Source organism: Streptomyces sp. NPDC050988 (assembly GCF_044456225.1).
Taxonomy (GTDB): domain Bacteria; phylum Actinomycetota; class Actinomycetes; order Streptomycetales; family Streptomycetaceae; genus Streptomyces.
The window spans coordinates 513,882-526,289 of record NZ_JBITFQ010000001.1 but is presented as its reverse complement, the minus strand read 5'-3'; the positions used below and the strand labels follow the sequence as shown (position 1 = coordinate 526,289).

The following is a 12,408-nucleotide window of genomic DNA, read 5'->3' as shown; positions in this document are numbered from 1 at the left end:
GGCGAAGGGCTGTCCGGTGCGTCCGGTGCGTCAGCCGCCGTGTTCGCCGGTGCGCCGTCGCGACCAGTGGTACGCCGCGCCGACCGAGCCCGCGATGAGCGCGGCGCCGAGGGCGATCTCACTCAGGTCGAAGCCGCCCGCGCTGCCGCCGACGCCCGCCTTGACGCCCCGGTGGACGGGGGTGTGCGTCGGGTCGTTCGGGCGGCCGGTGGCGATGGTGAGGTCCGTGTGGCCGGATTCGTCGCCGCACTGGAACGTCACCTCGTACACCGCGCCGGGCTTGGCGTCCCAGTCGACGGTGGCCGTGGCGGAGCCCTGGCCCTTGGGGATCGTCACCGTGTCGAAGACGCCCGAGGAGACCTTGGTGTCCGACTTGCAGCCGTTGACGGACAGCGAGACGCGCCCGCCCGCGGCGATGGTCGTGGGCGAGACGTTGAAGCCGAACGAGGTGATGTTGCGCTCCTCCCCGTCGTCCCGGGCGGCGGCCACGGGTGCGGTGAGGGTCAGGGCGGTCATGCCCAGCAGTGCGGCCGAAGCGACGCGTATCGCGTGCATGGTGAGTCCTCCGGGTCCCCGAGGCGCAGCCGCGGACCTTTTCCGCTGCGCCGTACATGCACCTCGATGATCGAAACGCTAGGAAGGTGCGGGCGCCGGCGCGATCGCAGTCGCGCGAATGGGGCAACCGTGTGGGCCGAACCGGGTACCGGACGCATGCGGTCGGGGGACGGGTCCGGCGCGGCGTCCGTCCCCCGGTGAAGTCGGCTCGTAAGTGTCCCCGTCACTCACCGGCCTTCGGGAAGAGCGTCAGGAACGGATCGGCCGTCGCCGTGATCCCGCGGCTGTAGGGAGCGTCGAAGTCCCAGATCAGGAAGAGCAGGAAGGCGATCAGGGCGGCGAACAGGCCCGCCAGGATCACCTCGCGCAGGGTGCGGCGGATCTGCAGCGCGAAGATCAGCCCGACGGTGACCACGGCTCCGGTGATCAGACCGAACCACACGACGCCCGGCATGGTCGGGGCCGTCGACTCCGCGCGGGCCGTGCGCGCGTTGTCCGCCGCGGTGACCTGGTCGAGGAGCGGCTGGTAGGCCTGGGCCTCGAAGTCCGTCCGGGGCTCGTAGTCGGTGACGTCGTTGCGGATCCTGGCCAGCAGCTTCGTACCCTGCTCGGTGACCTTGCCGTCGTCGGCCATGGCCTTCCACTCGGTGGTGACGACGTGGCCGACATAGACGTTGACGTCGTCCCGGATGCGGTCGCGCACGTCGGGCGGATACACCCGTACGCGCTCGGAGATCTCGTGCAGCGCGTTCGCCTCGTTCTGGACGTGATCCTGGGCGACGCCGCGCGCCTCCCAGACACCGGCGATGGCCAGGCCGAGCACGATGGCGTACACCACGCCGATCATCATCGTCATGTACTCGATCACGTCCGGAGTCTCGGACGGATCGTCGTCGTCGGCGGCGGTGTGGTGCCGCACGACGGTGACGATGAGGACGACGACACTGGCCGCCGCCATCGCGAGGGCGAGAACAAGCCATTCCGACAAAGGATTCCTCCAGGGGTCAGCGCGGGCGCAGCGCGGCGACGGCGAACACCGCGGGCGCGGTGATGAGCAGGGTGAGCGAGACCAGGGACGGGCCGCCGCGGGGCGGCGCCTTGCGCGGCCGGGTGCGGTACGGGGGATAACTCACCGGAGTCGGCGAGGGGCTGGGACGCACGGTGGGGGTCGGCGTCGGTGTCGGAGTGGGCTTCGGGGCCGGTACGGGAGTCGCCGGGCTCGGTACGACGGGCGCCTGCCGTGGTGGGGCGGGCGCGGGCGGTGGCACGGTCGGCGGGTCGGGGGCAGGCCGCGGTGGGGGAGGCGGCGGGTCGGGTGTCGGGGTGGGCGTCGGAGTCGGCTTGGGCGGGGGCTTCGGCGGAGGGGACGGTTCCGGAGTCGGGCAGGGCGGGGTCGGCGTCGGTGTCGGCGTGGGGCAGGTCCCCGCGACGGCCACCGCCACCGTGCCGTTGCCGCCGGGCCCCGTGGCCGCGTACGCGCAGGAGTCGGCGGCCGCCGGAGCGGGCGCCCCACCGGCGATCCAGGTCAGCGCGAGCAGCATCAGCAGGCGTATGACGAGGGCGCATCCGGTCCGTGGCTGAGTTCGTAGTGGTCCAGGCACGACGGAGATCATCGGTGCCCACGCGCTCGCGCGCGCGAGAGTGCGCTCAGGTTGCCCCGAAGGAGGGACAACGGAGCTTCACGCGCTTGCCTTCACGCGCCCGAACAGGCCTCCGGCGCCCCATGGAAACCAGGCTTCCCGGGCGTTACCAGAAAGAAATTTGTGCGCGCTTTGAACACTCACCGCACTCCCACCCGTACCTAGGGCCATACGCGGTGCGGATCAGCGCCGCAACACCTAAGCAGACAGCGGGAGTTACCAATGAAGACCTCCTGGCGGAGCGCCTCACTCGTAGCGTCGGCTGCGGCAGTGCTGGTGCTGACGACGGCGTGCGGTCAGGACAAGGCGGACACTTCGACCGGCAGTCAGAACGTGGGCGCGGCGCCCGCGGCCAATGGTTACGGTTCGGCGGGGGCTGCGGCCAGCCCGAGCACCGGCGCCAACACCGGTGCCGGCGCCCAGACGCAGAGCGCCGGACAGCTTGCCGTGGCGGACACCGACAAGCTCGGTGAGGTTGTCACGGACAGCGCGGGCATGACGCTCTACCGCTTCGACAAGGACACGGCCGAGCCGCCGAAGTCGAACTGTGACGGTGACTGCGCCACTGCCTGGCCGCCGGTTCCGGCCTCGGGCGCCACCGCGCCGATCGGCGTTGACAAGACCCTGCTCGGCGAGGTCACCCGTACCGACGGTTCCAAGCAGCTGACCTACGAGGGCTGGCCGCTGTACCGGTTCGCGAAGGACACCAAGGCCGGTGACACCAAGGGCCAGGGCGTGGGCGGCACTTGGTACGCGACGGCCCCCGATGGCAAGAAGGCCGCCGGTGGCGGTGAGGCCGCGGCCGGCGGCAGCGCGGAAGCCGCGGACCTGCCGGGTCTGTCGACCCGTAACGACCCCGAGCTCGGTGAGGTCGTCGTCGACAAGAACGGTATGACGGTCTACCGGTTCGAGAAGGACGTCCCCTGGCCGATGAAGTCGAACTGTGTCGGCGAGTGCCTGGAGAAGTGGCCGGTCGTGGCGCCGGTCGACGCCGCCGACACCAAGGGCATCGACAACAAGAACGACGGCCGGCGCGGTTACGTCGTCAACAACCGTCCGGACGGCCTGAAGCAGCAGAGCATCGACTGCTGGCCGCTCTACACCTTCGCGGGCGACAAGAAGCCCGGTGACACCAACGGCCAGGGCGTCGGCGGCACGTGGTACGCCATCTCCCCCGAGGGCAAGCCGCTCGGCAAGCCGAAGTAGTCCGGCCGAAGCAGTCCGGCCGAAGTGGTCCGGCTGAAGCAAGCAGTCCGAAGAAAACGTGTGCACAACCACCGGTTCGCCCCCTCCGCACCGCACGGAGGGGGCGAAGCGGCTTTTTCACATCCGGCCGGAGCCGGTCGCGTGAACGGTTTTCCGTACGCCTCTTCGTAACGCTGCGCAGTTTCCCCGGAACTCTTTGGAACGCTTCGGTGTGATTTCGTAAGGCGGTCAATTCGGCACGTGCCGGAGGCAGTGACCTGGAACGGACGGTCAATTTCCGTTTCTGCTCGCTCCTTTGGCGGGCGATCAGTAGCCTCAGCTCGAACACCGGATCGCCTACGCCTTGGAGAGATAGATGGAGCGTCCCGCCTGGGCCCCACGTGGCATCGACATCTCGGTGCCCAGCGTGAGCCGCGTCTACGACTACTACCTGGGCGGATCGCACAATTTCGAGGTCGACCGGGAAGCCGCGCGGCGGGCCATGGAGTTCATGCCGGGACTTCCCAAGATCATGCAGGCGAACCGCGCGTTCCTGCGCCGCGCCGTGCGCTTCGCGGCCGACGAGGGCATCGCACAGTTCCTCGACATCGGTTCGGGCATCCCCACCATCGGCAACGTCCACGAGGTGGCTCAGAGTGCCCGCCCCGGCGCACGCGTCATGTACGTCGACCACGACCCGGTCGCCGTCGCGCACAGCATGGCCGTCCTGGCCGGAAACGTGGACGCGGACGTGGTCGCCGCCGACCTCCGCAAGCCCCAGGAGATCCTGGCGAGCCCTCAGGTTCAGCGCCTGATAGACCTGAATCAGCCAGTCGCACTCCTTCTCGTTGCCATACTTCACTTCGTGGAGGACGCGGACGACCCGTACGGGGCGGTGGCAGAGCTGCGGGACGCACTGGCGCCCGGCAGCCTGTTCGTCGTCTCGCACGCCTCGTACGAGGGACTCCCGCTCTCCCAGGAGCGGGCCGAGGGCGCCGTCGACGTCTACAAGGACATCCGAAACCCGCTGATCATGCGCTCGCGCGAGGACGTCGCGCGGTTCTTCGAGGGGTACGACATGGTGGAACCCGGACTGGTGCCGATGGCGAAATGGCGGCCCGACTCGGCGTCCGAGGACGAGGATCCGTACTCCTACTCGGGTTTCGCGGGCGTGGGGCGCAAGGCGTGACCGCCGAGCCGGACGGGCCGGAGGACAGACTGCGCAGGTTCGCGACGATCTGGAGCCGGGCCGTGTTCCCGGCGACCGCGACGTCGTTGACCCGGCCGGAGTTCGAGCAGCGTCTGGTGCCGCTCGCCCGGCGGCTCAGCGAGGCGTTGCGGGCCAGGACGTTCGAGGCGGCCGAGGGACAGGCCGTCGGTGCCGCGCTCATCGACGCGCACTGCACCGAACCCGAGGCGCTCAGCCGCACACTCGACTGCGTCGACGCCTACCTGGTGCTCTACTGCGGCGGCGACGGATCCCAGGAGGCCCTGCGCACCCGCTCCTCGCGCCTGCAGCACGCCATGGCCGCCGGGTTCGCGCACGCGCTGCGCGAACGGACGCTCGCCGAGCAGGAGTCCATCGCACGCGCCGCCCTCCAGGCCCAGGGCGTGGTGGCCGACGCGCTGCACGCCACCGAGGCACGCTTCCGCGCGGTCTTCGAGGGCGCCGCGATAGGCATCGGCGTAGCCGACCTCGACGGCAACATCCTTCAGGTGAACAACGCCCTGCTGCGCATGTTCGGCGGCACCGAGCAGCTGATGCGCGGCCGCAACGTCACCGAGTGGACCCACCCCGAGGACGCCCCCCAGGTGTGGCGGCTCTACGAGGAGTTGGTGCGCGGCGACCGCGAGCACTACCACGTGGAGAAGGCCTTCTACCGTCCCGACGGAACGGTTCTGTGGACCAACCTCACCGTCTCCCTGCTGCGTGACGCGGACGGCCGGCCCCAGTTCCAGCTCGCCCTCATGGAGGACACCACCGAGCGGCGGCTGCTCAACCTGCGGCTGCGGTACGAGGCCACGCACGACGCGCTCACCGGACTGCCCAACCGGACGCTCTTCTTCGAGCGGCTCGACAAGGCACTCGCGGCGGGCGACGGCATGCGCTTCGGTCTCTGCTACCTCGACCTCGACGGCTTCAAGACCATCAACGACAGCCTCGGGCACGCGGCCGGCGACCGGCTGCTCGTCGAGGTCGCCGACCGGCTGCAGTCCTGCGCGACCGCGCCCGGCGAGATGGTCGCCCGGCTCGGCGGCGACGAGTTCGTCGCCCTGACGACCGGGCCCGACACCGAGAGCGAGGTCGACGCGCTCGCCGACCGCATCATGAACGCCCTGATCACACCGGTGCGCATCGACGGCAGGGAACTGACCGTCCGGGGCAGCATCGGCATCGTCGAGGGCCCGGCGGGCGAGCGCGGCCCGGCCGAGGTGCTGCGCAGCGCCGACATCACGATGTACCGCGCCAAGTCGGCGGGCGGCAACCGCTACGAGCTGGCCGACCCCGAGGCCGACGCCCGTGCCATCACCCGGCACGGGCTCACCACGGCGCTGCCCGCGGCCCTGGACCGCGACGAGTTCTTCATCGAGTACCAGCCGCTCGTCCACCTCGGCGACGGCAGCGTGCGCGGTGCCGAGGCCCTCGTGCGCTGGCTGCATCCGCAGCACGGCGTGCTCGGACCCGACCGGTTCATCCCGCTCGCCGAGCACACCGGCCTGATCGTGCCGCTCGGCCGCTGGGTCCTTGAGCAGTCGGTCCGCCAGGCCCGCGAGTGGCAGGAACGTCACGCCGACGCGGGTCCGCTGCGCATCAACGTGAACCTCTCGCCCTGCCAGCTGACCCATCCAGGTCTGGTCGCCGACACGGTCGACATCCTGGAGCGCATCGGACTCGAACCGTCCTCGCTCTGCCTGGAGGTCACCGAGTCCGCCCTGATCGGCGCCGACGACGACCTGCTCAAGCCGCTGCGCCGGCTCGCCGAGATGGGTGTCGACATCGCCCTCGACGACTTCGGCACGGGCTATTCGAACCTCGCCAACCTGCGCCGCCTGCCGGTGAGCATCCTCAAGCTGGACCGTTCCTTCACCCAGGGCATGCAGCAGTTCCCGGCCGATCCCGTCGACCTCAAGATCGTCGAAGGGATCGTCACTCTGGCCCACAGCCTGGACCTCGCGGTCACGGTCGAGGGCGTCGAAACGGCGGCCCAGGCCGAGCAACTCCGCATACTGGGCTGCGACACGGCCCAGGGCTGGTACTACGCCCGCCCGGGGCCACCGGACCGCCTCCACGAATTGGCGTTGGTGGACGCGACGGGTTGAGCGCGGAGCGCTCCGCGGGGCCGCCGGTTTGGAGTAGCGCCGTTTCTGGGTGCGGCTTCGTCGTGGCTGGTCGCGCAGTTCCCCGCGCCCCTGAAAAGCGGGGCTGCGCCCCTGGCTTTTCGCCTTTAGGGGCGCGGGGAACTGCGCGCTCAGCCCAAACGAACCCGCACTCAACGCACCACGCTGACCCCCACTCACCCAGGGGCGCGGGGAACTGCGCGACCAGCCACAACGAACCCGGACCCCCGAACGGCGCTCCACCAAAACGGCGCTCATCGTTCAAGAAGCATCCGCTGGAGTTCCCGAGCCGCCCGCGGCGGAGCCACGTCACTGCGGTGCGCCAGCGCGATGGTCCGAGCCAGCCCGGGCCGGGCAAGCGGGGTGACCCGCAACCCCCGCCCGGTCCGCGCAGCGACCATCCGCGGCACCACGGCCACCCCCAGCCCCGCCCGGACAAACCCCAACACCGCGTCCATCTCCCCACCCTCCACAGCGAAATCCGGCTCGAACCCCGCGGAGCGACACGCGGCGACGGTCAGCTCCCGCAGGTCGTACCCGTGCCGGAACATCACCAGCCGCTCACCCTCCAGGTCGGAGACCCGCACGGACCGCCGCCCACCCCCCGGCGCCGATGCCTCCGGCGACGACACCACCACCAGGTCCTCCCGCAGCACCTCCACCGTGGTCAGCGCGGGCGACGGCGTGGGCAGCGGCAGCACCACGAGGGCGAGATCGAGCGCCCCGCGGGCCAGCTCCCGTACGAGATCGTGCGAGCCGCCCTCCTCGATCAGCAGCCGGATGCCGGGATACCGGTCGTGGAAGGCGCGCAGCACGTCAGGCAGCAGGCCCGTGCACAGGCTCGGCGTCGCCCCCAGCCGGACCCGCCCGCTGCGCAGCTGGGCCAGCTCCTGGACCTCGTGCCGGGCCGTGTCCGCGTCGGCGAGGATACGGCGGGCCAGCGGCAGCAGCGCCTCGCCCGCGTCCGTGAGCGTGATGTTCCCGCGCGCCCGGAGGAAGAGATCGGCGCCCAACTCCCGCTCCAGCGCCTTGATCTGCTGGGAGAGCGACGGCTGGGCGACATGGACCAGATCGGCGGCCCGGGTGAAGTGCCGCGTCTCGGCGACGGCCACGAAGTACTGGAGCTGCTGGAACTGCATGCCCCAAGAATACGCCCACGATAGCCAGCGCCTATCGAATCGAGCCGGACCATGTCTTGGACCGATCGGCCCTCCCGGCTCTAGCGTGCGTTCCATGGCTCTGGCAACGCGGACGGAACGAAAACCGTCCATGACGCGCACCATGTGGGACTCGTCCGTCGGCAAGAAGACCGTGATGGCCGTCAGCGGCCTGATCATGCTGGGGTACCTGGTCGTCCACATGCTGGGCAACCTGAAGATCTTCTTCGGGTCGGACGAGTTCAACCACTACGCGCACTGGCTGCGCACCATCGGAGAGCCCTTCCTGCACTACGAGTGGGCGCTGTGGATCATCCGCGTGGTCCTGGTCGCCGCCGTCGTCGCGCACGCCGTCTCCGCGTACCAGCTGAGCCGCCGCGACATCAGGGCGCGCCCCACCAAGTACGTACACAAGAAGCCCCGGGCCAGCTACGCCACCCGCACGATGCGCTGGGGCGGGATCATCCTCGGCCTGTTCATCGTCTGGCACATCCTCGACCTGACGACCGGCACCGTGCACCCGGACGGCTTCCAGTCCGGACACCCGTACCAGAACGTGATCGACACCTTCTCCACCTGGTACGGCAACGCCATCTACCTCGTCGCGATGCTCGCGCTCGGCCTGCACGTCCGGCACGGCTTCTGGAGCGCCGCACAGACTCTCGGCGTGGGCAGCCGCACCCGCGACCGGGCCTTCAAGACCATCGCCAACGTGCTCGCGCTGGTGCTGACGGCGGGCTTCATCGCCGTACCCGTGGGCGTGATGACCGGAGTGGTGAGCTGACATGACCGCTGAATTCGCCGAGTACACGACCGGAGAGCCGGTCGTCGACACCAAGGCCCCCGAGGGGCCGGTCGGTGAGCGCTGGGACACCCGCCGCTTCGAGGCCAAGCTGGTCAACCCCGCCAACCGGCGCAAGCACACCGTGATCGTCGTCGGCACGGGTCTCGCGGGCGGCTCCGCCGGCGCCACGCTCGCCGAACAGGGCTACCACGTCGTGCAGTTCTGCTACCAGGACTCCCCGCGCCGCGCCCACTCGATCGCCGCGCAGGGCGGCATCAACGCCGCCAAGAACTACCGCAACGACGGCGACTCGATCCACCGGCTGTTCTACGACACCGTCAAGGGCGGCGACTTCAGGGCACGCGAGTCCAACGTCCACCGGCTCGCCCAGATCTCCGTCGAGATCATCGACCAGTGCGTCGCGCAGGGCGTGCCCTTCGCCCGCGAGTACGGCGGCCTCCTCGACACCCGCTCCTTCGGCGGCGTCCAGGTGTCCCGCACCTTCTACGCCCGCGGCCAGACGGGCCAGCAACTCCTGCTCGGCGCCTACCAGGCACTGTCCCGCCAGATCGCCGCAGGCAACATCGAGATGCATCCGCGCACCGAGATGCTCGACCTGATCGTGGTCGACGGACGGGCGCGCGGCATCGTGGCCCGCGATCTGATCACGGGCAAGATCGACACGTACTACGCGGATGCCGTTGTCCTCGCCTCCGGCGGCTACGGCAACGTCTTCTACCTCTCCACGAACGCCATGAACTCCAACGCCACCGCGGTCTGGCGGGCCCACCGGCGCGGCGCCTACTTCGCCAACCCGTGCTTCACCCAGATCCACCCCACCTGCATCCCGCGCACCGGCGAGCACCAGTCCAAGCTCACGCTGATGAGCGAGTCGCTGCGCAACGACGGCCGGATCTGGGTCCCGAGGGCGAAGGGCGACAACCGCCCCGCGAACGAGATCCCCGAAGCCGAGCGCGACTACTACCTGGAGCGCATCTACCCCTCCTTCGGCAACCTTGTCCCGCGCGACATCGCCTCCCGCGCCGCGAAGAACGTCTGCGATGAGGGCAGGGGAGTGGGTCCCGGCGGCCAGGGCGTGTACCTCGACTTCGCCGACGCCATCGGGCGCATGGGCCGCAAGGCGGTCGAGGCCAAGTACGGCAACCTCTTCGACATGTACCAGCGGATCACCGACGAGGATCCGTACCAGGTACCGATGCGGATCTACCCCGCCGTGCACTACACGATGGGCGGCCTCTGGGTCGACTACGACCTCCAGACCACCGTCCCGGGCCTGTTCGCGATCGGCGAGGCCAACTTCTCGGACCACGGCGCGAACCGGCTCGGCGCGTCCGCGCTGATGCAGGGCCTCGCCGACGGCTACTTCGTCCTCCCGTCGACGATCAACGACTACCTCGCCCGCAACCCGCACCACGAGGAGGTCACCGACGAACACCCCGTCGTCCAGGAGGTGTTGGCCGACACCGAGGACCGGCTTCAGCTGCTCCTCGCCGTCGACGGCGACCGCACCCCCGACTCCTTCCACCGCGAACTCGGCGAGCTGATGTGGGAGTTCTGCGGAATGGCGCGTACGGACTCGGGGCTGCGCAAGGCCCTGGAGCGCATCCCGCAGATCCGCGAGGAGTTCTGGCGGCGCATCAAGGTCCCCGGCACCGGCGAGGAGTTCAACCAGTCGCTGGAGAAGGCCAACCGCATCGTCGACTACCTGGAACTCGCCGAGCTGATGTGCCTCGACGCGCTGCACCGCGACGAGTCCTGCGGCGGCCACTTCCGCGAGGAGTCCCAGACCCCGGAGGGGGAGGCGGAGCGCCGGGACGGGGAGTTCTCGTACGCGGCCGCCTGGGAGTTCACAAGTACGGGCTCTGCTCCCGTCCTGCACAAGGAAGACCTCGTCTTCGAGTACGTCCACCCCACCCAGCGGAGCTACGCATGAAGCTCACCCTGCGCGTCTGGCGGCAGCGCAACGCCGACGCCGACGGAGCGATGTCCACGTACGAAGTGGACGACATCTCGGCCGACATGTCCTTCCTGGAGATGCTGGACACCCTCAACGAGGAGCTCATCCTCAAGGGCGAGGACCCCGTCGCCTTCGACCACGACTGCCGCGAGGGGATCTGCGGCGCGTGCTCGCTCGTCATCAACGGCGACGCGCACGGGCCGGAGCGCACGACCTCCTGCCAGCTGCACATGCGGTCCTTCGAGGACGGCGACACGATCGACATCGAGCCGTGGCGGGCCTCTGCCTTCCCGGTCGTCAAGGACCTGGTCGTCGACCGGTCCGCCTTCGACCGGATCATCCAGGCCGGCGGATACGTCACCGCGCCGACCGGAGCCGCGCCCGAGGCCCACGCGACGCCCGTGCCGAAACCGGACGCCGACTTCGCCTTCGAGCACGCCGAGTGCATCGGGTGCGGGGCGTGCGTTGCGGCCTGCCCGAACGGGGCCGCGATGCTCTTCACCTCGGCGAAGATCAACCATCTGAACGTGCTGCCGCAGGGTGCGCCGGAGCGGGAGACCCGGGTGCTCGACATGGTGGCGCAGATGGACGAGGAGGGGTTCGGCGGGTGCACGCTCGCCGGGGAGTGCGCCACCGCCTGCCCGAAGGGCATCCCGCTGGTCTCCATCACGGGGATGAACAAGGAGTGGCTGCGGGCTACTCGTAAGGCGGGTAAGCGGTAGCGCCGTAGGGGCCGTGGTTGTTTGCGGGCTGCGGGTCCGATGTGGCTGGGCGCGCAGTTCCCCGCGCCCCTTACGGGGCACGGATTGCCGTGGTTTTATCAGGCACCCCTGGCATTCAACAAGCTCACACCCGGTCTCTCTCCGGGGGTTACTCGGCGGTCAGCCGGCGTCGGAAGAACAGGAGCGCACGGACCGTTCGCTTCGGTCCGTCGCGCCGCTCCGCCGAACCGGCCCGTGACCAGGAGAGTGCCATGACCGGCGTTTCCACGCTCGACAGCCCCCCACTGTCGACGGCCCCCACCCGCTACACCGTCACCCTCGCCCGCGACGAGGCAGACGTCCGCGCCGCCCAGCGGCTGCGTCACGACGTCTTCGCCGGGGAGATGGGCGCGCTGCTCTCCTCCTCGCAGCCGGGCCTCGACGTCGACGCCTTCGACGCGTACTGCGACCACCTGCTCGTACGCGACACCACGACCGGGCAGGTGGTCGGCACCTACCGGCTGCTGCCGCCCGACCGCGCGGCGATCGCCGGACGGCTCTACTCGGAGGGCGAGTTCGACCTCGGACCGTTGGCCGGGATCCGCTCCGGGCTCGTCGAGGTCGGCCGCTCCTGCGTCCACCCCGACCACCGCGACGGCGCGGTCATCGGTCTCATATGGGCCGGGATCGCCCGCTACATGGTCGACGGCGGCCACGAGTGGCTGGCCGGCTGCTGCTCCATCCCGCTCGCCGACGGCGGCACGCTCGCCGCGGGCACCTGGGACCGGGTGCGGGACAAGCACCTAGCGCCCGAGGAGTACCGCGTACGTCCGCTGCTGCCGTGGAGCGCCGAGGGCGTCGCCCGTCCCGCCCGCATCGAACTGCCCCCGCTGCTGCGCGGCTACCTCCGCCTCGGCGCCTGGGTCTGCGCGGAACCGGCCCACGACCCCGACTTCGGCGTCGCCGACCTGTATGTGCTGCTGTCGATGCGCCGGGTCAACCCGCGCTACCTGCGGCACTTCCTGTCGCTCGTGCCGGCGTGATCACCATGTCCCGCATGGGTGCGATG

General features: G+C 70.0%; 11 protein-coding genes. 7 read left to right on the top strand and 4 right to left on the bottom strand.

All coding sequences use genetic code 11. The features are described 5' to 3' along the window. Positions 1-30: 30 nt before the first annotated feature. The 3 genes from ACIBEI_RS02330 to ACIBEI_RS02320 all read right to left on the bottom strand — a co-directional run bounded on the left by ACIBEI_RS02330 (position 31) and on the right by ACIBEI_RS02320 (position 2,156). Complete coding sequence (locus ACIBEI_RS02330) at positions 31-555, bottom strand: hypothetical protein (protein WP_398884196.1); 525 nt, start codon at positions 553-555, stop codon at positions 31-33. A gap of 223 nt (positions 556-778) precedes the next feature. Next, positions 779-1,543, bottom strand: coding sequence for a hypothetical protein (locus ACIBEI_RS02325; RefSeq protein ID WP_398884194.1), 765 nt, complete (start codon positions 1,541-1,543; stop codon positions 779-781). 16 nt (positions 1,544-1,559) lie between these two features. Next, positions 1,560-2,156: a hypothetical protein gene (locus ACIBEI_RS02320; RefSeq protein ID WP_398884192.1), complete on the bottom strand. Its 597-nt coding sequence runs from the start codon at positions 2,154-2,156 to the stop codon at positions 1,560-1,562. Between the two features lie 261 nt (positions 2,157-2,417). Here ACIBEI_RS02320 and ACIBEI_RS02315 point away from each other — a divergent pair, with 261 nt between their 5' ends. The 3 genes from ACIBEI_RS02315 to ACIBEI_RS02305 all read left to right on the top strand — a co-directional run bounded on the left by ACIBEI_RS02315 (position 2,418) and on the right by ACIBEI_RS02305 (position 6,701). Then, the gene (locus ACIBEI_RS02315; protein ID WP_398884190.1) at positions 2,418-3,401 is read left to right on the top strand and encodes an SCO0930 family lipoprotein; all 984 of its coding nucleotides are present in this window, start codon (positions 2,418-2,420) and stop codon (positions 3,399-3,401) included. Positions 3,402-3,756: 355 nt separating this feature from the next. Next, positions 3,757-4,569, top strand: a complete 813-nt coding sequence (locus ACIBEI_RS02310) for an SAM-dependent methyltransferase (protein WP_398884188.1) — start codon at positions 3,757-3,759, stop codon at positions 4,567-4,569. After that, positions 4,566-6,701 carry a putative bifunctional diguanylate cyclase/phosphodiesterase gene (locus ACIBEI_RS02305; RefSeq protein ID WP_398884186.1) on the top strand — a complete coding sequence of 712 codons (2,136 nt, stop codon included), beginning with the start codon at positions 4,566-4,568 and terminating at the stop codon, positions 6,699-6,701. The genes ACIBEI_RS02310 and ACIBEI_RS02305 overlap by 4 nt, the downstream gene beginning before the upstream one ends. 272 nt (positions 6,702-6,973) lie before the next feature. Here ACIBEI_RS02305 and ACIBEI_RS02300 read toward each other — a convergent pair whose 3' ends face one another. Beyond that, positions 6,974-7,858, bottom strand: a complete 885-nt coding sequence (locus ACIBEI_RS02300) for a LysR family transcriptional regulator (protein WP_189839307.1) — start codon at positions 7,856-7,858, stop codon at positions 6,974-6,976. Positions 7,859-7,988: 130 nt separating this feature from the next. On the opposite strand from ACIBEI_RS02300, the gene ACIBEI_RS02295 reads away from it, so the two are divergent. From ACIBEI_RS02295 to ACIBEI_RS02280, 4 genes are all read left to right on the top strand, one after another. Then, a complete protein-coding gene (locus ACIBEI_RS02295; protein ID WP_398885071.1) occupies positions 7,989-8,660 on the top strand; it encodes a succinate dehydrogenase in 672 nt (223 codons plus the stop codon). A gap of 1 nt (position 8,661) precedes the next feature. Further along, a complete protein-coding gene (locus ACIBEI_RS02290) occupies positions 8,662-10,614 on the top strand; it encodes a fumarate reductase/succinate dehydrogenase flavoprotein subunit (RefSeq protein ID WP_398884184.1) in 1,953 nt (650 codons plus the stop codon). Further along, entirely contained in the window at positions 10,611-11,360 is a 750-nt protein-coding gene (locus ACIBEI_RS02285) for a succinate dehydrogenase/fumarate reductase iron-sulfur subunit (protein ID WP_055611311.1), read from the top strand. Before ACIBEI_RS02290 ends, ACIBEI_RS02285 begins: the two co-directional genes overlap by 4 nt. A gap of 251 nt (positions 11,361-11,611) precedes the next feature. Continuing rightward, positions 11,612-12,382 (top strand): GNAT family N-acetyltransferase, encoded by a 771-nt coding sequence (locus ACIBEI_RS02280; protein WP_398884181.1) that lies wholly within the window; start codon positions 11,612-11,614, stop codon positions 12,380-12,382. The last annotated feature ends 26 nt before the right edge of the window (positions 12,383-12,408 follow it).

Excerpts from the sequence above, each read along its gene's own strand:
- ACIBEI_RS02330 (WP_398884196.1), bottom strand. The coding sequence starts at position 555 with ATGCACGCGATACGCGTCGCTTCGGCCGCACTGCTGGGCATGACCGCC.
- ACIBEI_RS02280 (WP_398884181.1), top strand. The coding sequence starts at position 11,612 with ATGACCGGCGTTTCCACGCTCGACAGCCCCCCACTGTCGACGGCCCCC.
- ACIBEI_RS02310 (WP_398884188.1), top strand. The coding sequence starts at position 3,757 with ATGGAGCGTCCCGCCTGGGCCCCACGTGGCATCGACATCTCGGTGCCC.
- ACIBEI_RS02295 (WP_398885071.1), top strand. The coding sequence starts at position 7,989 with ATGACGCGCACCATGTGGGACTCGTCCGTCGGCAAGAAGACCGTGATG.
- ACIBEI_RS02315 (WP_398884190.1), top strand. The coding sequence starts at position 2,418 with ATGAAGACCTCCTGGCGGAGCGCCTCACTCGTAGCGTCGGCTGCGGCA.
- ACIBEI_RS02300 (WP_189839307.1), bottom strand. The coding sequence starts at position 7,858 with ATGCAGTTCCAGCAGCTCCAGTACTTCGTGGCCGTCGCCGAGACGCGG.
- ACIBEI_RS02285 (WP_055611311.1), top strand. The coding sequence starts at position 10,611 with ATGAAGCTCACCCTGCGCGTCTGGCGGCAGCGCAACGCCGACGCCGAC.
- ACIBEI_RS02290 (WP_398884184.1), top strand. The coding sequence starts at position 8,662 with ATGACCGCTGAATTCGCCGAGTACACGACCGGAGAGCCGGTCGTCGAC.